The sequence below is a fragment of the Acetobacter pasteurianus subsp. pasteurianus LMG 1262 = NBRC 106471 genome (genome assembly GCF_000285275.1).
In the GTDB taxonomy this organism is placed as follows: domain Bacteria; phylum Pseudomonadota; class Alphaproteobacteria; order Acetobacterales; family Acetobacteraceae; genus Acetobacter; species Acetobacter pasteurianus.
Genome location: NZ_CADO01000030.1, coordinates 1 through 19,634, shown reverse-complemented (window position 1 = coordinate 19,634; position 19,634 = coordinate 1). Strand labels below are relative to the sequence as shown.

16 protein-coding genes and 1 riboswitch are annotated in these 19,634 nt (G+C 48.4%); of the genes, 11 read left to right on the top strand and 5 right to left on the bottom strand.

What is annotated here, in order from left to right; all coding sequences use genetic code 11:
• Window positions 1–2: 2 nt before the first annotated feature.
• Window positions 3–614 (bottom strand): glutathione S-transferase family protein, encoded by a 612-nt coding sequence (locus APA10_RS07365; protein ID WP_003630416.1) that lies wholly within the window; start codon window positions 612–614, stop codon window positions 3–5.
• A gap of 178 nt (window positions 615–792) precedes the next feature.
• Window positions 793–969, top strand: a riboswitch (yybP-ykoY riboswitch).
• Window positions 970–979: 10 nt separating this feature from the next.
• Here APA10_RS07365 and APA10_RS07360 point away from each other — a divergent pair.
• The gene (locus APA10_RS07360) at window positions 980–1,570 is read left to right on the top strand and encodes a manganese efflux pump MntP (RefSeq protein WP_003630418.1); all 591 of its coding nucleotides are present in this window, start codon (window positions 980–982) and stop codon (window positions 1,568–1,570) included.
• Between the two features lie 9 nt (window positions 1,571–1,579).
• Here the strand turns inward: APA10_RS07360 and APA10_RS07355 are convergent, their stop codons facing one another.
• Complete coding sequence (locus APA10_RS07355) at window positions 1,580–2,164, bottom strand: TetR/AcrR family transcriptional regulator (RefSeq protein ID WP_003630419.1); 585 nt, start codon at window positions 2,162–2,164, stop codon at window positions 1,580–1,582.
• Between the two features lie 308 nt (window positions 2,165–2,472).
• Window positions 2,473–2,898 (bottom strand): EF-hand domain-containing protein, encoded by a 426-nt coding sequence (locus tag APA10_RS07350; protein ID WP_003630422.1) that lies wholly within the window; start codon window positions 2,896–2,898, stop codon window positions 2,473–2,475.
• A 298-nt stretch (window positions 2,899–3,196) separates the two neighbouring features.
• Here APA10_RS07350 and APA10_RS07345 point away from each other — a divergent pair, with 298 nt between their 5' ends.
• From APA10_RS07345 to APA10_RS07315, 7 genes are all read left to right on the top strand, one after another.
• Entirely contained in the window at window positions 3,197–4,951 is a 1,755-nt protein-coding gene (locus tag APA10_RS07345; protein ID WP_035366121.1) for an NAD(P)-binding protein, read from the top strand.
• 1 nt (window position 4,952) lies between these two features.
• Complete coding sequence (gene nifJ / locus APA10_RS07340) at window positions 4,953–8,540, top strand: pyruvate:ferredoxin (flavodoxin) oxidoreductase (RefSeq protein WP_003630425.1); 3,588 nt, start codon at window positions 4,953–4,955, stop codon at window positions 8,538–8,540.
• Window positions 8,541–8,557: 17 nt separating this feature from the next.
• Complete coding sequence (locus APA10_RS07335; protein WP_003630426.1) at window positions 8,558–9,568, top strand: dihydroorotate dehydrogenase-like protein; 1,011 nt, start codon at window positions 8,558–8,560, stop codon at window positions 9,566–9,568.
• 8 nt (window positions 9,569–9,576) lie between these two features.
• Window positions 9,577–10,593, top strand: coding sequence for a bifunctional enoyl-CoA hydratase/phosphate acetyltransferase (locus tag APA10_RS07330; RefSeq protein ID WP_003630429.1), 1,017 nt, complete (start codon window positions 9,577–9,579; stop codon window positions 10,591–10,593).
• Between the two features lie 30 nt (window positions 10,594–10,623).
• Window positions 10,624–11,826, top strand: coding sequence for an acetate/propionate family kinase (locus APA10_RS07325; protein ID WP_003630430.1), 1,203 nt, complete (start codon window positions 10,624–10,626; stop codon window positions 11,824–11,826).
• Window positions 11,827–11,925: 99 nt separating this feature from the next.
• On the top strand, window positions 11,926–13,800 hold the full coding sequence (locus APA10_RS07320; protein WP_003630432.1) for an AsmA family protein: 1,875 nt from the start codon (window positions 11,926–11,928) through the stop codon (window positions 13,798–13,800).
• Complete coding sequence (locus tag APA10_RS07315; protein ID WP_003630434.1) at window positions 13,800–14,882, top strand: AI-2E family transporter; 1,083 nt, start codon at window positions 13,800–13,802, stop codon at window positions 14,880–14,882. The genes APA10_RS07320 and APA10_RS07315 overlap by 1 nt, the downstream gene beginning before the upstream one ends.
• 73 nt (window positions 14,883–14,955) lie before the next feature.
• Here APA10_RS07315 and APA10_RS07310 read toward each other — a convergent pair whose 3' ends face one another.
• A complete protein-coding gene (locus APA10_RS07310) occupies window positions 14,956–15,333 on the bottom strand; it encodes a hypothetical protein (protein ID WP_012813050.1) in 378 nt (125 codons plus the stop codon).
• 345 nt (window positions 15,334–15,678) lie between these two features.
• Here APA10_RS07310 and APA10_RS15125 point away from each other — a divergent pair, with 345 nt between their 5' ends.
• Genes APA10_RS15125 through APA10_RS07300 form a run of 3 tightly spaced genes read left to right on the top strand, consistent with a single transcriptional unit; the run spans window position 15,679 to window position 17,701 of the window.
• Window positions 15,679–15,951, top strand: a complete 273-nt coding sequence (locus APA10_RS15125) for a hypothetical protein (protein ID WP_162096954.1) — start codon at window positions 15,679–15,681, stop codon at window positions 15,949–15,951.
• A 5-nt stretch (window positions 15,952–15,956) separates the two neighbouring features.
• Entirely contained in the window at window positions 15,957–16,253 is a 297-nt protein-coding gene (locus tag APA10_RS07305) for a hypothetical protein (protein ID WP_064776372.1), read from the top strand.
• Window positions 16,250–17,701 (top strand): PepSY-associated TM helix domain-containing protein, encoded by a 1,452-nt coding sequence (locus tag APA10_RS07300; protein ID WP_003630439.1) that lies wholly within the window; start codon window positions 16,250–16,252, stop codon window positions 17,699–17,701. Before APA10_RS07305 ends, APA10_RS07300 begins: the two co-directional genes overlap by 4 nt.
• 92 nt (window positions 17,702–17,793) lie before the next feature.
• Here APA10_RS07300 and APA10_RS07295 read toward each other — a convergent pair whose 3' ends face one another.
• A complete protein-coding gene (locus APA10_RS07295) occupies window positions 17,794–18,987 on the bottom strand; it encodes a cation:proton antiporter (RefSeq protein WP_003630440.1) in 1,194 nt (397 codons plus the stop codon).
• Window positions 18,988–19,634: the final 647 nt, after the last annotated feature.

Here is a 19,634-nt window from a genome sequence, read left to right as displayed (position 1 = left end):
GCTTATGCTAAACCTTCTGCTTTAAGGGCTGCCTGCGTGGCGGGGCGGTTAAACACTTTGTCCCGTAGCGCACGTGCTTTGGGGTAAGCTGTCAAATCAATCTCCAAAGGGGTTGCCCAGCTTAAAATTACGGCCATAAGGGCATCTGGCTGGCTGAAACCGGCAGGGAGCAAATAGTCTGTACCATTCCTTTCCAGCAGTTGCTCAAGCTGTTCTAACCGCCGGGTAACGGTTTTCAGGCAAAGTGCGTGCGTGGTATCAGACAGATCTGGAGTGAAGAGCATACCAAAAGCACTATGCACATCTTCACAAAAACCCAAAGCTTCCAACATACGTGAGCGATCTAATGAACCTTCTGCTGGCCGAAACGCGGCGATATCAGAAAGATTGCCAATATAAGGTAGAATAGCCACGTTCTGGGTCAGCACGACGCCGGGTGAAATTTCAATGGCAGGCACAGCCCCGCGTGGGTTGATCTTTAGGTAATCTCGGCCATCTTCCAGTGTCTTGGTTTTAAGGTTTACCTTTTCCAGACCGAAGGGCAGGCGTGTTTCATTTAAAATAACATGAGATGCTAAAGAGCATGCACCCGGAGTGTAATACAATTTTATCATAGTGTTTTTGTCCTTTTTATCGCGTTTATGTCACGCATAATTTGGCTTCAGCATCTTAACGGCTGTTTCTGTTCAGCGTTCACCTTCTTATTTCGAATTATTATGAAGGCTTCATATGTTGCGCGAAAGCCTTCTGTTTTTCAGGCTCTTGCGGAACATGAGCGATATTGATACAGAGGCTCCGTTCATTGGGGAGTAGCCACCCTCTGTTATAGAGGGGTCTTCGTCAACACACTTGGTCAGCAGACCATGGCGGAGACAGCGTTTTAGAAAAAACGCCCAGCAAGACCAACGGCATCATTGCTTCCGCTGTGGCCGGGAGGCGATGTGTGCTGTTTTGTGTTTTGCGGCCCTTGGACTTGCTCATGACTGGTATTTTCACGCTCGGAATTCTGGGGCTTTCCCTTTCTGTGGATGCTTTTGCCGCCGCAGTTGGTAAAGGGGCCAGTGCTAAAAACGCACGTTGGAATGACGCCCTGCGTATTGGTGCCGTGTTTGGCTTTTTCGAGGCCATTACCCCTGTTGTGGGCTGGGTGCTGGGGCTAGCTCTAAGCACATGGATTGCCGCAGTGGACCATTGGATAGCCTTTGCGCTGCTTTGCGGCATAGGCGGCAACATGATCCGCCTGGCCATGAAGGATGAACCAGAAGAAGAGGCTGAAGTTGAACAGCCTAAAGCTGCCAGCCGTGGTGTGCTGGGGCTGATTGGAACAGCTTTGGCAACCAGCATAGACGCAACCGCGGTAGGGGTTAGCTTAGGTGTTATGCAGGTGAATATTTTATCAGCTTGCTTGGTAATTGGTGCCGTTACCACGGTTATGGCAACGGCAGGTGTTATGCTGGGACGGCACGCCAGTGTATGGATCGGCCGTTATGCAGAAATCTGTGGCGGAATAGCACTGATGCTTATTGGCTGTTCGATCCTGTACACACACCTTACTTCTGCCGCCGGGTAAGGTAAAAAATTAACCAGCCGCCGCCGCAGCAGCACGGATACCTGCGGCAGTCATGCCAGCCGTAAGACGGGATGTCTGATCAATATCGACCAAAGGGTTGCGCGCAATATACAGCAACCCTTCTAAAGCTGTTGTTAAAACAGCGGCTGCAATAAAGTCCATGCGTTCAGGAGATGTGTTTTTCATGGGGACGACCCTGAGCAGGTTTTGCTTGAGGTCATCCAGCATTTCCCGTGTTTCACTCATATTAAAGAGCTTGGCTCTGATATGATGCTGGTTGAGTTCCAGAAAATGTGGCGCACCATGAATGCTTAAAAGCTCTCGAAAAGCCGCATACTGACTTTTCTGAAGCATTGCATCCAGATTATCTTCCTCGCTACGTGCCAGACGCGCTGCACCTCTTACGCGTTGTGCAACTTTTACGAGGATAATATCAAAAATGGCTTCTTTGGTTTTGTAATAATTATAGAAGCTTCCTGGTGAGACATTGCTAAGGGCAACAATGTCTCTTACCGTTGCTGCATCCAAGCCGATACTGGAAAAGACTTTCCATGCAGCGCTTTCAAAGGCATCTTGCTTAAATGCGCGCGTCATTTCGCGTTTTTGAGAAGCGCGATAGGACTTTTTGGGTCTGGTTGTTGTTGGTTTAGCCTTGGTAACGGGCTTTTGCGGGTGTTCCGTCAATTTTTTACAAACTCCAGTGCCCTTCTCGCTCTTTGTTTACAGTAAAATTCCTTTATCTGAAAGCGGCAATAAAATAAGCTGCCAAAAGAGATGTTTTTTTAATGCAGTGCATAGGGAAGTGGAGTATTTTTATATTTCCAAAAACAAATACAAAATAAAATAAATAACAAAAACAAATAATATAAAATTCTCATAAATAAATATATTATTTTCAGATATTATTCTGGAATCTGCCAATCGTTAACATTTAAGTAACCATTTTGGCCGTGATCCATTTTATGAAACTCATCATTTAAAATAGCATCTTGAGCAGATGTCGGGAGCATAGCAAAGCCTCGTGATGAAAAATCATCTCTGGAAGATAGAATTTTTCTAACTTCTATATTGAATTCATCAAACGAGAGGCAACCATCATGATTGGTGTCTGCATCGTTAAAGTCTTTTTGTCTGTCTTGTTCAGAGTAGGTATTGGGGGCTGTTTCTGCATATAGTTTTTCAGAATGAACATTAAAAATAATGACAGAAAATACAAAAATTTTACGTAGAGAGTCGTTGCGGAAATTTGCATTTAAAAATAACGGAAAATCAAGATATTTAGGAAAGGTAAGGTGATGTTTTCTTTTTGCGGAAATATCAGCCTGCATGTTGTAGCTATGCTCCTTATTTTAACAGAAACAAAAAGACTTTTGTGAGGGATCTTAAAAAATGACCAATATGTCAAGTTAGTTTTTTCGGATGATACAGAACTATTTTGGTTCTTATTTTCTTTATGAATAGGAATTATCGACGAAAAATTATTTTTAATGAAAATTATTTGCAAGAAAGAGAATTCAAATAAGAAAATAATTTCATCAATTTAAAGTTGACGTATTATTCGATTTTTGGCTTCCTGCATACAGCGCATTGCGGTTCATGCTCGTGTTTCAGCAATCTGTTCCGTAAATGCGCGTTGCATGCGTACGGCCAGTTCAATGGCTACGGGGGCGGGGGAAAGCTTACATGACGATAAAGCTGCACGACATGACACAGGTCATGCAGAACACAACACGTAGGGGTGTTGGAAGTTCTCGATGGCAAAGACCGGTTTACAAACACTTTCTACCCCCCTGTAACCATGCCTGCCCTGCGGGGGAAGATATTCAAGGCTGGTTGGCGCATGCACAGGCCGGAGATTATGAAAAGGCATGGCGCGCACTTACAGAAAATAACCCGATGCCAGCCGTGCATGGCAGGGCCTGCTATCATCCGTGTGAAGGTGGATGTAACCGAGGCAGTTTGGATGATGCAGTCTCCATTCATGCTGTAGAACGGTTTTTGGGTGATTTGGCCGTGCAGAATGGCTGGAGTTTCCAGCCCGCTCCATCCACAGGCAAAAAGGTGCTGGTTATAGGCAGCGGGCCTGCGGGGCTTTCTTGTGCCTATCATCTTGCCAGATTGGGGCATCAGGTTGAAATACATGAGGCTGCTGCAGAACCTGGTGGGATGATGATGCATGGCATCCCGGCGTACAGGTTGCCGCGGCAACCTCTTAAAGATGAAATGGCCAGAATAACCTCCATGCCGAATGTTACGCTGCGATGTGGTGTAAGGGTTGATGATGTTGCGCAGGCGCGCCAGCAGGGTGGGTTTGATGCCGTATTTGTGGCTGTAGGTGCCCAGTTGGGCAACCACCTCAATATTCCCGCAACAGATGGTAAAAAGTTGGTGGATGCTGTGAGCTTGCTGGATGAAGTAAGCAAAGGTGAAAAGCCCCAGCTAGGCCGCACCGTTGCCATTGTTGGTGGCGGCAACGTGGCAATGGATGCCGCCCGCACAGCAGAACGTTTGGGTGCCAAAGATACGGTTTTGATTTTCCGTTATGATCCTAAACACATGGAAGCCCTGCCAAGTGAAGCTGAGGCCGCATTTGCAGAAGGGGTTAAGATTGAGTGGCTGAGCGTTGCTGACCATTTTGGCGCAGATGGGGTAACGGTTGAAAAAGTGACCATGAACCCAGATGGCACAGTAACGCCCACAGGGCAGACCACGCATTTACCCGCAGATGCAATGGTTATGGCTGTTGGGCAGCATAGTGATCTAGCATTGCTCAAAACAGCGTCTGCTATCAACATAAATAAAAATGATACTGTTGCAGTAGATGCCTCAACCCTCATGACAGGGCAGGAAGGGTATTTTGCAGGAGGAGACTGCATAGGCGGCGCACGCACCATGACAACCGCAACAGGCCACGGCAAGCTTGCTGCGCGTGCTATCAATGCTTATTTGGCCGGGCAGCGTTATGTGCATCCTCCAGCGCATCCCCTTGTTTCATTTGATATGTTGCATCTGCCTGATTACGCGCAGGCAGACCGAAGCAGGCAGCCAGAGCGCCCCTTAACGGAGCGGTCCGGGTTTGATGAAATATTTGCCGGTTTGGATGAAAAAACAGCGCGTTATGAAGCTGGTAGATGCCTTTCCTGCGGGAACTGTTTTGAGTGTGACAATTGCTATGCATCCTGCCCAGAACAAGCCATTACACGGCTAGGGCCGGGGAAGGGATATGACGTTGCCATAGATATGTGCACCGGCTGTGCGGTTTGTGCGGAACAGTGCCCCTGCCATGCCATTGAGATGGACCCCGAACCAGTAGAGGCCACGCCTGCCAAGGGAAGTTTGGGTGAGCCTGTTATGCCAGCACGCTTTAAGGTGCGTGCATAAAATGGAGAATGTCATGACCGAACAACTCCAGACAATGGATGGCAATACATCTGTTGCGCATATTGCTTACCGTGTGAACGAAGTATGTGCGATTTATCCCATCACGCCTTCATCCCCCATGGCGGAACTGGCAGATACGTGGTCTGACCAAGGTGTGCAGAATATCTGGGGTGAAGTACCTGTTGTGCAGGAAATGCAGGCAGAAGGCGGGGCTGCCGGGTGTGTGCATGGGGCTTTGCAAACTGGAGCGCTCACTACAACATTTACGGCCTCTCAGGGCCTTATGCTCATGCTGCCCAACATGTTCAAAATTGCAGGTGAGCTGACATCAACTGTTTTCTATGTCGCTGCACGTGCACTGGCAGCGGGTGCTTCCTCCATTTTTGGTGATCATCAGGATATCATGGCTACCCGCACAACAGGGTTTGCCATGTTGGGTGCGGGTTCTGTGCAGGAATCCCACGATCTGGCGTTGGTTGCGCAGGCAGCCACTTTGGCTTCACGTATTCCCTTTATCCATTTTGCAGATGGTTTTCGTACATCGCACGAATACAACAGCCTTTCTGTAGTGTCGGATGATGTTATCCGCCAGATGATAGATGATCGGCTGGTGCATGCGCATCGGCAACGGGCGCTTAACCCGGAACATCCGTTTATTCGTGGCACGTGGCAAAACCCGGATACCTATTTCCAGACGAGAGAAGCCGTTAATCCGTTTTATGAGCGCGTACCTGCCATTGTGCAGGAAGCCATGAACAAATTTGCGTCTCTTACTGGCCGCCAATACGATCTGTTTCATTACTCAGGTGCGCCAGATGCGGAGCGCGTGGTTATTTCCATGGGCTCCGGCTCCGAAGTCGTGCGGGAAACAGCCAAGTGGTTGAACGCACAGGGTGAAAAAGTAGGCGCGTTGCAGGTGCGTCTGTTTAGACCATTCTCAGCCGAGCATTTTCTAAAAACCTTGCCCGCAAGCGTAAAATCCATTGCAGTGTTAGATCGCACCAAAGAACCTGGTGCCCCTATGGAGCCTCTGCATGCAGATGTTGTAAGCGTGTTGGCAGAAGGGGTGGGGAATGGTCAGTTCCCACATATGCCGCGCGTAATTGGTGGGCGCTATGGCCTGTCCTCGCGTGATTTCAGCCCGGCTATGGCGCGAGCTGTTTTTGATGAATTAAAGAAACCCACACCCAAAAACCATTTTACAGTGGGGATTATTGATGATGTTTCCCACACGCATCTGGAATATGATGAAACTTTCGACATAGAACCAGAAAGCACTGTGCGCTGCCTGTTCTATGGCCTTGGTGCGGATGGCACAGTGGGGGCTAATAAGAACAGCGTTAAAATCCTGAGTGAAAAACCGGGATGGTATGCGCAGGCTTATTTTGATTATGATTCCCACAAGTCTGGGGCCGAAACGGCATCTCACCTACGGTTTGGTAAATCCCCCATTGAGGCACCATATCTTATACGCCATGCAGATTTTGTAGCCTGCCATAAGTTCGATTTTCTGTTCCGGCGCGATGTTCTGGGTGCTGCCAATAATGGGGCCACATTTCTGCTGAACAGCCCGTATGCGGCAGACAAGGTCTGGGAGCAGCTTCCGCGCAAGGTGCAGGATCAGATTGTTGATAAAAAGCTACGTTTTTTTGTCATTGATGCTTCAGACGTTGCGCTTAAGCTTGGCTTGGGGCCGCGCGTGAATACTATTTTGCAAACATGCTTCTTCCATCTCTCCAATGTTTTGCCGCCTGATGAAGCTATTTCTGAAATCAAAAAGTCTATTCAGAAAACATATGGCGCAAAGGGTGATAGCGTTGTGCAGCTTAACTTTCGTGCAGTGGATGCCGCAGTGGCGGCCTTGCATGAAGTAGCTGTGCCTGCCAAGGCAGATGGCACATTGCCTATGCCGCCGGTTGTGCCTGCATCTGCCCCGTTGTTTGTGCAGCAGGTTACAGCAGAAATTATGGCGGGTAGGGGAGAGAGTATTCCTGTAAGCCGTATTCCGGCAGACGGCACTTTCCCCGGTGGTACAACTCAGTACGAAAAACGCAATATTGCGGTAGAAGTGCCAATCTGGAACCCGGATACATGTATCCAGTGCGGGCAATGCAGTATCGTATGTCCGCATAGTGTCATCCGTGCCAAAACATACGAAGAAAAGGATCTGGAAGGTGCGCCGGAAAGCTTTAAATCAGCTCCAGTGAATGCACGTGGTTATCCAGATTCCCGCTTTACGCTCCAGTTTTATGTAGAAGATTGCACGGGTTGTGGTGTGTGTGTTGAAAACTGCCCGGCAATTAACCCGGATGGAGAAACACGTGCCATCAATATGGGAGAAAAGCTGCCTATTCTGGAACAGGAACGCGGGAATATCGCGTTTTTTGAACACCTTCCAGAAGTAGACCGCGCCGCGATCAACGAAGCCAACGTGCGCGGCGTGCAGTTTCTGGAGCCTCTGTTTGAATTCAGTGGTGCCTGCGCCGGGTGTGGTGAAACACCTTACCTGAAACTCATCTCCCAGTTGTTTGGGGATAGGTTGCAGATTGCCAACGCAACAGGTTGTTCGGCCATTTATGCGGGGAATACTCCAGCACATGCATGGAAATCCAACGCCCAGGGGCGTGGGGTGGCTTGGTCGAACTCCCTGTTTGAAGATAATGCGGAATTTGGCCTAGGCTTCCGTCTGGCCGCAGATAAGCAGGAATCTCTGGCACGACAACTGCTGCAAAAACAAGCTGATATTGTGGGGCAGGATCTGGCAACAGCCATTATGAACGCCACCCAGATTACGGAAAGTGAATTTGCGCTCCAGCGTGAGCGTGTGAGCGCGCTGCGGAGCAAGTTGGCCGGTGTAAATACACCAGATGCCGCCATGCTACTTTCTGTGGCAGATTTTCTGATCCGCCGCTCCATCTGGATTGTTGGGGGCGATGGCTGGGCATACGATATTGATTACGGCGGCCTAGACCATGTGTTGGCACAGGGGCGCAATGTAAACGTGATTGTGCTGGATACAGAGGTGTATTCCAACACCGGTGGGCAATCCTCCAAAGCAACACCGCTGGGTGCCTCTGCCAAATTTGCGGCAGGTGGCAAACGTGTGCCGCGTAAGGATCTGGCTTTGCAAACCATTGCTTACGGCAATGTGTATGTGGCCCAGATTGCGCTAGGGGCTAACCCGGAGCAGGCCATTATCGCCATGCGGGAAGCAGAGGCATATGAGGGGCCATCTCTTATTCTGGCGTATTCGCAGTGTATTGCGCATGGCATAGATATGCGTACAGGCATGAAGCAGCAGGCACGAGCCGTTGCCTCGGGGTATTGGCCATTGTTCCGGTTTGATCCCACCATGCGCAAAAGTGGGCTTAATCCGTTCCGGCTTGATTCAACCCGTCCACGTATTTCGTTGGAAGACTATGCGTATCGGGAACTGCGTTACAAAACGCTCACCCGTACACATCCAGAAAGTGCTGCGCATCTGTTGCATCAGGCACAGGCGGCAGCCGATGAACGCTACCGGATTTACGAAGATATGGCCGCCCGTGATGGCAGCCGCTTCCTCCCCCATTGGGAAGATGTGAACTGAGGCGATACGGGAGCATTATGGCAATGGATATGCGTACAAACTATCTTGGGCTGGAATTGGCTCACCCCGTCGTGGCTTCGGCGTCCCCTTTAACGGCAGATCTGGAAGACATTTTGCGTGTGGTAGATGCCGGTGCCTCTGCCATTGTGATGGCATCTGTGTTTGAAGAAGATATTCAGGCGCAGGAACTGGCAGAAGCAGCTTTGTGGGAAACGGGAGAAAATTCTCACCCAGAAGCTGCGGGATATTTTCCCGTCATGCATCATGCCTCTCCGCTGGATGGCAGGTTGGCAGTGCTGCGGAGTGCAGCAGAAAGGGCTGGTGTGCCTATTATCGCCAGCCTGAACGGCTGCACACCCGCAGGCTGGCTGCGTTTTGCCAAGGATATGGAGCAGGCGGGCGCGGCTGCTATAGAACTCAACTTCTGGCATGTGCCAACCAATCCAGATGAAACAGGTGCGCAGGTTGAGGAGCGCTGTATACAGGTGCTGCGTGATGTTCGCGCACAGGTTAAGGTGCCGGTAAGCGTTAAGCTTTCTCCCTTTTTCAGCTCACCGGGCAATATGGTGAAACGGTTATCGGAAAACGGGGCAGGCGGTATTGTTCTGTTCAACAGTTTTTACGAGCCCGGCTTGCGTTCTTTAACAGAGAGCGCAGAAGTGGATTTTGTTCCCAGTTCTGCTTACGAATTGCGGCTATCGCTTATGTGGGCAGCGCTGCTTTCAGAACGTTGTCAGGCTGATTTGGCAATTTCTGGCGGTGTCCATTCCGGCATGGATGTTGCTAAATGCCTACTGGTTGGAGCAGATGTAGCCATGGTGGCATCAGTGCTGTTGCAGAAAGGGCCGAATTATATTTCAACCCTTCTGAATGAACTGCGTGAATGGATGTCTATGCAGAATTTGGAGTCTGTAAAGGAATTTAAGGGCCGTATGGCAGCCAGAGGTACAGCGGCCCAGGCAGAAGATTTTTTGCGCACGCAGTATAGGCATATTTTATCTGCGCATCTCACTGACATTGCCGGATAATCGTAAAGATGAATGATATAAACAATATCCTTTCCAGCAAGGCACAGATTTCACAATATACGCACGATACTGCGGAAATGCCGGGAAGTTCAGTGTCAACCAGCCATCAGGCGTTTGAACAATTGGTCTCACGCGCTGTTCAATTGCCGGGGCAGGTGCCTGTCGGTATTGTCTGGCCATGTGAACAACATGCCCTTGAAGGTGCAATGGATGCTGCACAACGGAACATTATTGAGCCTGTTTTGATAGGCGATAAGGGCACAATTACATCTGTGGCGCAGGCAAGTGGCATTGCATTGGATAAAGCTGTTTTTATTGATGCCGCAACACCAGCAGAAGCTGCCCAGAAAGCAACGGCCTTGGTAAGGGAAGGGCGCGTAAAGGCGTTAATGAAAGGCAGCCTGCATACAGATATTTTTATGCATGCCATTGTTGAGGCTGATAGTGGTTTACGCACCAACAGGCGTATTAGCCATGTTTTTGTATTGGCTGTACCCGGTTATGAGAGTTTGGTATTTGTAACTGATGCAGCTATCAATATTTTCCCAGACTTGGATGTCAAACGCGATATTGTTCAAAACGCGATAGACCTACACAACGGGTTGGGTTTGGGTGCTCCGCGTGTGGCTATTCTTTCTGCTGTAGAAACGGTTAATTCCAAAATACCGGGAACGGTTGATGCCGCATGTTTGTGCAAGATGGCTGAACGTGGGCAGATACAAGGCGGTGTTCTGGATGGCCCTTTGGCTATGGATAACGCCGTAAGTGTTGAAGCTGCAAAAATAAAGAACATCGTTTCCCCCGTGGCGGGGCGTGCGCAAATTCTGGTAGCTCCAGATTTGGAATCCGGCAATATGCTGGCAAAGAATATGATTTTCATGTCTGGCGCAGATTCCGCAGGCATTGTTCTGGGGGCTTCTGTTCCCGTATTACTTACCAGCCGAGCAAATAGTGTGCAGGCGCGTCTGGCTTCTATAGCTATTGGGGCGCTCTATGCTCATCATCTTGCCGGTGGGCAGGGCTGAAAAACAGCCGCATAACAAGGAAGAGTATCCGTGCAGGATGTAGTAGTTGTTTTTAATAGCGGATCTTCAAGCCTGAAGCTGACGATTTACGCTTTCTCGGGCAAGGTTGATCCGCAGGTTCTGCTGCATGGAGAAATTGAGGAATTCCCAGATCACTCTCAGTTTACGGCCAAAGATGCGGAGGGAAAGCTTCTTGCGCAGGAAAAATGGCCGGAAACGGGGCTGCATATTTACAGCCATCTTTTCCAGTGGTTTGAGCAGTATTCCGGCCAAGGGCGTGTACTTGCTGTAGGGCACCGGATTGTGCATGGCGGGGCAGAATTTCTGCAGCCAGTTAAAATTACGCTGGATACGCTCAAGCAACTGGACAAACTTACACCGTTTGATCCGTTACATCAGGCGGCTACGTTGGCTCCTGCAAAAGCTATTTTTGAAAAGCGGCCTGATATTTTGCAGATCGCCTGTTTTGATACCACTTTTCATCAAACTATCCCGGAAATGGCACGGTTGCTGCCACTTCCGCGCCGTTATGCAGATCATGGCATACGCCGTTATGGGTTTCATGGTATTTCATACAGTTATATTGCAGGCCGCTTGGCAGAGGTTGATCCTGCACTAGCGCAAGGGCGTACTATTATTGCGCATCTGGGAAGCGGCGCCAGCTTGTGTGCACTGCAGCATGGTAAAAGTGTGGAAACAACCATGGGGTTTTCCGCCCTTGATGGGCTGATGATGGGCACACGCTGCGGCGCGATAGATCCGGGTGCTCTGCTTTACATGGTGCAGTCTGAAAAAGCAGATTGGAAAACGCTGGTTACCACGCTCTATCATCAATCGGGATTGTTAGGTGTTTCGGGCGTAGCGTCCGATATGCGTATTTTGCGCGCAACATTGGCGCAAAGTCAGGATGCCGTGCAGCGTAAGAATATTTCAGAAGCGCTTGGGCTGTTTGTTTACAGGATTGTGCAGGAAATTGGTGCATTAACCGCCGTTATGGGTGGTTTGGACGGTATTGTGTTTACTGCTGGTATTGGGGAGCATGATCAAAATCTGCGTGCAGATGTTTGTCAGGCTCTGGCATGGATGGGTGTGCAGATTGATGAAATCGCTAATGCAGCCCATGCGCCAATTATCAGCAAATTAGGTAGTAAAATAAAAATCCGTGTCATACCTACAAATGAAGAACTGCAAATCTATCGTAGTGTTCTTCCTTTTCTTGATTCAGGAAAATAAAATTAACTATATTCCTGAGTCGAGAAAATAATTTTCGTAGAAGTTTGGATAATATTTCTGCATTCTATTTCCTGATAAAGGATTGGGAAAGGTATTTGTATGCCCCGTTGGGTATGGTTGGCCGGAAGTGTTCTGGCTGTTTCCGCTGTGGCCGCTGGCGTGCTGGTTGCTGGCCTTCCACACTATAATCTGGCGCATATTGCCTCAGACAAACTCAGTGCATCACTTGGCCGCAAAACCCAGATTGAGGCATTGCATGTGCGTTTGGGAAGGTGGGTTACGGTAGATATGGATAATCTGCATCTGGCCAACATTCCCCAAGGTAGCCGTGCAGATATGATCACCTTGAAGCATCTGCACGCTCAAATCCTGCTCAGTTCCTTGTTTAATGGGCAGATGCAGGCGCGAGACGTAAAAATTGACGGATTTTCAGGCCTGTTCGAGCGTACGCCTGAGCGTGAACCGAACTGGCGCTTTGGCAAAAAGGCATCTTCTGCGCCATCCAAGCCAAAAGAGACTAGCGGTAAAATATGGTTTCCGGGGCTGCGCGATGCAGCCATTACGGATAGTGAGGTTATCTATCGCTCAGCGCATGGGCATAGCTATGTAACGGGCCTTAAGGCAGTTGCTCTGCATTCAGTAAGCGATAGCACACCATTACTGATGGACGTGAACGGTGCATATAATGGCACGCCCGTAACATTACAGGCCAATATGCAGCCAATAGATGTTTTACGCCAAGCGGGTAAACCTTATGGAACCGATATCCATGCGGCCTCAGGTGATTTATCGCTTCACCTGAATGGTACCATGACAGACCTTTTTGATTTTGATGGTATTGATGCAAAGCTAGATTTGCAAACAGCAACATCTCGCCCAATCATGGCTTTTGCAGGTGAGGCTGATAGCAGGATTACACAACCAGTTACGCTATCGGGGCACTTCACGCATAAAGGGGATGTATGGCATCTTGATCATACAACCGGTTTGCTCAAGGAAAGCCCGATCCGCAGTGCAGATGTAACGTTTACAGAAGGCGCCACAGGGCAGCCTGATAAAGTTGCAGGCTCCATGGCGTTTTCTCGCCTAAACCTGAATGCTCTTTTGGGCAGTTCTTCCGAAAAACCCAAAACATCCACGAACAGTATTGACGTGCCGCTACAGGTGCCTTTGAAGCCTGATCCGCTTATCAATGTGACATTTGCTGCAGATACGGTGCTGTATAATGCGCTTGTTTTTAATCAGGCCCAGATCAGTTTAAGCCAAATGCCTGGCCGAATTGATGTGAGTTCCATGAAGATGAATTGGCTTGGGGCCAGTATTCAGGCTTCGGGGCATTTATTGGCTGGTCAGAAAGGCACGCGTGTGCAGGCTACAGTGAATGTAGATAACGGAGATATTGACCAGTTCCGTAAGCAAGCAGGGTTTTCTCCTTTTCCGGTAGGAGGAAAGCTGAATATTCGCGTACTGACGCATGCAGATAATATCCAGACTTTGAATGAAGCCTCGCGCCTCGCCAATGTCACGGCTGCCGTGGGCATGAATACAGGCACCATTTCCCGCGAAGTGATGGATATTGCAACAACAGATGTTGGGGCACTCTTTCGCCAGAGTAAAGGTAAGGCGAGTGTATCGTGCTTGTTGGGAGCGTTGGAAATGCATCAAGGCAAAGGTGTTGTGCAGCCATTACGCATAAAATCGGATGCAGGAAGTATTGTGGGAAAAGCTGAGTTTGATTTGAACAAAAAAGCATTTGAACTGGTTTTTGCCAGCAATGGCGCCAAAGGTATGTTGGCTATGGAAATTCCCGTTATGGTAAGCGGCTCTTTTAGCAGCCCACATGTAGGGTTAGCTAAATGGTCTGGCCGTGGGCGAGAGCTTTTGAAAGAAGCAGATATGGCGGCACTTTTACCTCCTGAATTAAAAAGCTTTACGGCTGGCTCGGCCTGTAGCCGTGGGATGAGCGTAAAATAATGATACCAGAGACATCTGCTTCTGAACAAAAGCCGGAATTGACGACAGGAACCAGACCTGTGCTGGTTGCTCTGTTTGCCTGCACCCTTGTGCTGGGCGCAGTGTGGATTTTAGAGCCTTTTATTCCCGCTCTTATTTGGGCTGGCACTATTGCCGTAACCATGTGGCCATTGCTCCTGCGATTACAGGCGTGGTTACATGGCAGCCGAAAAATGGCTATTTCCTGCACACTTTTGGTCGCTCTGGCCTTGTTTGTGCTACCATTCTGGATGGCCGTTTCTACGGTGGTAAAGCATGCTGATGCATTTGGCCGCATTATTCCTTACATCAAATCTTTAAAGTTACCTGATCTGCCGGAAAAACTGCTTCATCTGCCTCTGGTAGGCGAGTATTTGGGCAAATGGTGGCAGCATCTGCAAAACATGAAGCCAATGGATATTGTGCAGCAGGCTGTGCCACAACCAGATCAGATCATGCATTATCTGATGTCTTATGCAGGCAGTATTGGTATGCTTGCAGTGCAGTTTTTGCTAACTTTAATTATACTTGCGGCGTTTCTGGCAAAGGCTGAATATCTCATCACCACCTCAGAAAAATTGGTAGGCACGTTATCAGGCAAGCGCGGGCAGGAAATGCTGGAACTGGCTGTGCGTACTATCCGGGGGGTAGCGCTGGGGGTTACTCTTACCGCTATTGTTGAAAGCCTGGTGGGCGGTGGCGGCATGTATCTTACAGGTGTGCCGTGGGCCAGTATTCTTACAGCCGTTACTTTTATGGCATGTTTGTTGCAAGCCGGACCAGGAATTACACTTTTCCCGGCTGTGATCTGGGTTTACTTTGACAAAGGGATGGTGCCAGCAATTGTTCTGCTCGCCATAACTTTTTTAACCATTTTCCTGGATAACATGTTGCGGCCTTATCTGATCCGCAAACAGGCAGATGTGCCATTGGTTCTTATCATGATGGGGGTTATTGGTGGGTTGGCTGCCTTGGGTTTGGCTGGTATTTTTGTTGGACCGATGATCCTTTCCATCACCTATACATTGATCAAACAATGGATGGAAAGTAATCAGGAAGCCTGATTTTACACTGATATAACAAAATAATACCCCCAATATCTTGTATTTATATCAAGATATTGGGGGTATTCTATAATTACTTATTGGGCTTGGTGGTGAACACACAGGCAGCCAGAATAATCATGACAACCTGCAAGATACCGCTCTGCACCGCATCTTTTTTATCCTGATGCTGAACAGCCTTGCGGCTGCGCACACCGGCAATTCCGTGGCTGGCAATAAGGCTAAGGCCTAACCAAGGGCGATATGTTTTGCCCCAGCCGTCTTTACGCAGGAGGCAGAAGCCGAGAATACCAACCAGACCTGCAGAACCCATTGTGGCTAAATGAACAGATTTTTCTTGGCCATCCAGTTCCTTGTCTTTGCTGCATGCGGCCATAGCTGTCCACGCTGCACTCAGACCTATGGCGGTAGCTTTTAGGGTAGGGAATATACATTTTTTAATAAGGCTCATGGATAATGCGTCCTTCGGTATAATCTTGATTCTGTTAAGATTTGGGACTTCGATACGGCCTTTGCAAGATTATCAAAGATACCCAGCCATGGCCTGAGAGCAGGGCAGACCAAAAGCCCCCAGAAGATTGTAGGGTTGCATTATGCATGGCCACGCAACGTGTCAGTGCAAAAATTTATGTTGATAATGATTCTCAATAATGTATGTGTGCAGCAAGCTCTGCTTTTTAACTTGTATGAAAGATGACGTGGCTTTTCCGCATGAGGTTCATGACTTTATATAAACGCATGTGCGGGAAGAGCATGGCCAAATCTTTTCTGCTTAAACGCAATGCCGGTGGTAAGTATGTTTCCTGAATACATGATGTTGGTTGCAACAGGAGCAACTCTTTCGGGGTGCTGCATGCTTTATGCCACGTCTCGTAATCAATACATATTTGCAGCACCTGTTCGCCACAAAGGCTTGTTCAGAACAGTAGGGTGGTGGGAGCTGGTGCTTTCTTTTTGCTGTCTCTGGCAGATCAAAAGCGCAACTGCTGCACTGTTTATGCAAATACTGTTGATGATGCTTGTATGGCTTCTCTTCCCCATTGCTGTTGCTGTGTTAAGGCAACGCTAAGCATTATGCGTAAATATACTTATACAAGCCAGAACTGGTTTGCCAAAGTAACAGCCGCAGTTGTGCCAGGTAATATTCTTACCTTCGGCCTTGTTGGTGTTGTTGGCATTCTCTCCCATGCAGATAGTGATCCACGAACAGCATCCGCTCAGTTTTTAACGTGGCTCACGGTTTTGCTGTGGTGCATTATTTTGCCAACCTGCTTTTTGTTTTCTAATGGCAAGCGGGCTTGGAATTATCTGTCTGTTTCTGCCTTATGTGTTTGGGGCCTGTTTTTTGTTTTAAAGGCTCTGCAGGCATGAAAATACGTACAGATATTGTGCAGATGTATCGGGATATCCATAGTTGGGTGGGTATTCTGGCGGGGCTGTTTCTTTTTGTAGCGTTTTACGCTGGAGGTATCAGCGTTTTTGAAGTGCCTCTTCAAAACTGGCTTACCAAACCGGCTGCTTTGCCTGCACCCGTAAGCGTGCAGCAAATGCCTGATCTGATGCAAAAAGCATTCGCAGCTTACCCAGAGGCACAGCAAGAATACACGGTTGTGCTCTCTCCCACGGTTTCTTTGCCCGCTAGGCTGATGTGGCCCGTACAGGCTGGGCAAAGGCATGCCGGGCCAGTGGATATGATAGCTGCTTCACTAGATGCAAAGGGGTATCTGGTTACGGTGAAGCACAAACCATCCGAAGTGGCGCATTTCATAGATGAACTGCACGAAAATGTAGGGCTGCCAGTTTTTATGCCTTACAGTAGATGGTTCATGGGTATTATTGCGCTGTTATATGCCATTGCGCTGGTGTCTGGGGTGATTGTGTTTTTGCCTATGTTGGCAAAAAACCTATTTGCCTTGCGTCTTGTAAAAGGGGCGTGGAAGAAATGGCTTGATATTCATAACCTTCTGGGTGTTTTCAGTCTGCCTTTTCATGTGGTTATTGCTCTTTCATCCGTGCTTTTTGCGTATCATGGTGTAATACATAATGTGCAAGCCATGATGTTTTCAGCCCCGGCGGCCATTCATAATCATCATTCCCATGCAGAGAAGGTGGAACATCAGCCCATTGCGCAGAGTTTCCCTCCCACTCTTGCGCCAGAAGAAATTGTGCGCGCTTTGCAAAAGCAGGCTCCCGGCTTTGTGCCAGATGTTTTGAACTATGCAGCAGCAGACAAAGCAAAACAGACTTTATATGTTATCGGGCATGATGAGCATTATATGATGCGTGGCCCGGCTGGTGGCCTTGCCCAGCTTGACCCAGTTTCTGGCAAAATACTTTCTACGGAGTATATGCCTGGCCTCCAATCTGCGCCGTTCAGTATTTTAACCACCTTTTTCGCACTACATTTTGGAAGTTTTGGTGGAAATGCAGTAAAATTTGGATATTTAATACTGGGCTTGGTTGGAGCATTTCTTTTCTATTCTGGTAACAGGTTGTGGCTGATATCGCGCTATAGAAAAGAACAGAAAAACGGGGCAACAGAACCTGGTAAGGGCACTAAATTTCTTACGCGTTTAACATATGGCAGTATTTTTGGCTGTGTTTCCGGTATTTCTGTTCTTATTAGCACAGCGCTTCTCACGCCTTATTTGGGAAGCTATTTAAGCGTCAGCCTTCTTTATTACGCCGTTTTTTGTATCTGCCTTGGGGTGTCTTTTGTGGTGCCAGATACAATGCGTGTGCGCGTGCTAGGAATGTGCGCTGTAATGACAACTCTTGCCATTCCATTGATATACGTTTGTAAATCTTTGGTATCTTAGGCTTGTTTACCTGCCGGCATATATAAAGGTTTCATATTATATATGCCGGCATTCCGTTTTGTATTTGGGGCTGTAACGCAGAATACTGTGGTTTAACGTGGTGCCAGCAGGCGGAAGAGTGGCCCCGTTAATACGGTGGAAACAACTGCCAGCACCATCAAAGAAGCAAAGGCAAAGTCGGAGAGCATGCCTTGCTCATGCAAGATAGTGGCGGCAACAATTTCCATTAGTCCCTTGCATTGCAGAAGCGCTCCAATACCCAAGGCTTGTCTGGGCTTCAGCCCCGGTGCGGGCGGAAACACATAAACCGCGCCAATCTTGCTCAGGATAGAAATGCCCACCAAAGCAAAAGAGGCTATGATGGAAGGCCAGGTCAGGGCATCTCCATTTATGCGTAGCCCGCTGTGGCCAAAAAACATAGGTGCCAGCCAGATAAGGGCAAACGTTCCAACCTGCTCTATAGGTAGGCGTCTAACCCAACTTGGCGGCATAATTGCACCGGCAAAGTATGCGCCTATCAGTTCATGCAATCCAAGCTGCATGCTGGCCCATGATCCGGCAGCCAGATAAATGGGAACTGTCACCCAGATAACCCATGCAGGAGGGTGACGAAAATGGCGAGAAGCCCAGTTGCCAGCCGCAGCTAGCCCAACCAGTAAGGCAATGGCCAGAAATTCCAGCCCTGTCCAACCATGGAGAGCCGCTGTGCCTCTATGCGCAAACTGTAAAACAGCAAGGCCAACCCACAAGGCCGCATCATCTACTACAGCAAGCTTAAGTGCCAATTGCCCTAACGGACGTTGGGCAGCATCAAGTTCTCTTACCACCCCAATCAGAACCGGGAGTGCGCTTACGGAAATGCACAAACCGATGGAAGCTGCGGCAATAAGAGGTGAGGCCAGGGGGGCTTGCCATCCATGCAAGGGCAGAAAGCATGTATATGCCAAAAAGGATCCCACTAGGAATGGAATACCTAAGGCAACACCAGCACCACCTAACAGACGGCCCAGAGAGGGGGAGGCTATGGCATGGGCAGATGTGTCACCCTCTGGGTGCTGCCACATTTCCAAGCCGGCGGTAAATGCCAGAACCAATACAGCCACCCACCCGATGGTATCACCATAAGATGAGGGAATGCCCAGTTCCTGAATAGGGGCGTGCCATACTGCCAGCAGAATGCCAATAAGAATAGGTAATACAACAATGGGCAGGGCTTTATGCAGAAGGCGCCACAGCACCCAAGGAAGGAAAACAAAAATTGTGGCATCCGTGAAAAGCGATGTCATTGCTGTGTCGTTCCGTCCCTTGTTGTTGAAGACTGATCCTTTGTAATCGAAAACCATGATGGTATGCAAATTTCGCATATCAGAATGAAACGATATGTTGCGTGTGCACAGGTTTATGGTGAATTACAACGGCGCGCGTATAAGAAATATATCTAAAGTATATTATAAATATAGATAATTTATAATATGTAGAAAACATATTAATATTTCATTTTCACTTGGTTCTTCAGAAATGTTGAATTTTGAAGGGCTTTGCAAACATCTGGCCGCATGATGTGTGCAAAAGTTTTTAACCAACGCAAATGGATGGGTAAAAGTTGCTGGTAGATTGAACGCCTAGGTTCAGGATTTTAGGCCATAAAAGGGAACTGCGGATTTTCTGCAAAGCGAATTGCGTAGAAAACCGTGTTTATTTTGTGGCTGGAGGATTGCCATTTTGCGCACGGTATATTATTTCTAATTCGAAACGTACGTATTGGTCTTGCAACTGCAGTGAAGGCATTATGCAGCTTAATACTTTAACTGTGTTTGGCTGGTGGTAAGTGCAGATCAATACGTTTCGTGTTCGTCACTATTTCTGATGCGCAAGAGAAGTGATACATGCGACAGACCCTGACCGATCGAAGTGCCTTCAAATTTGTATTGCT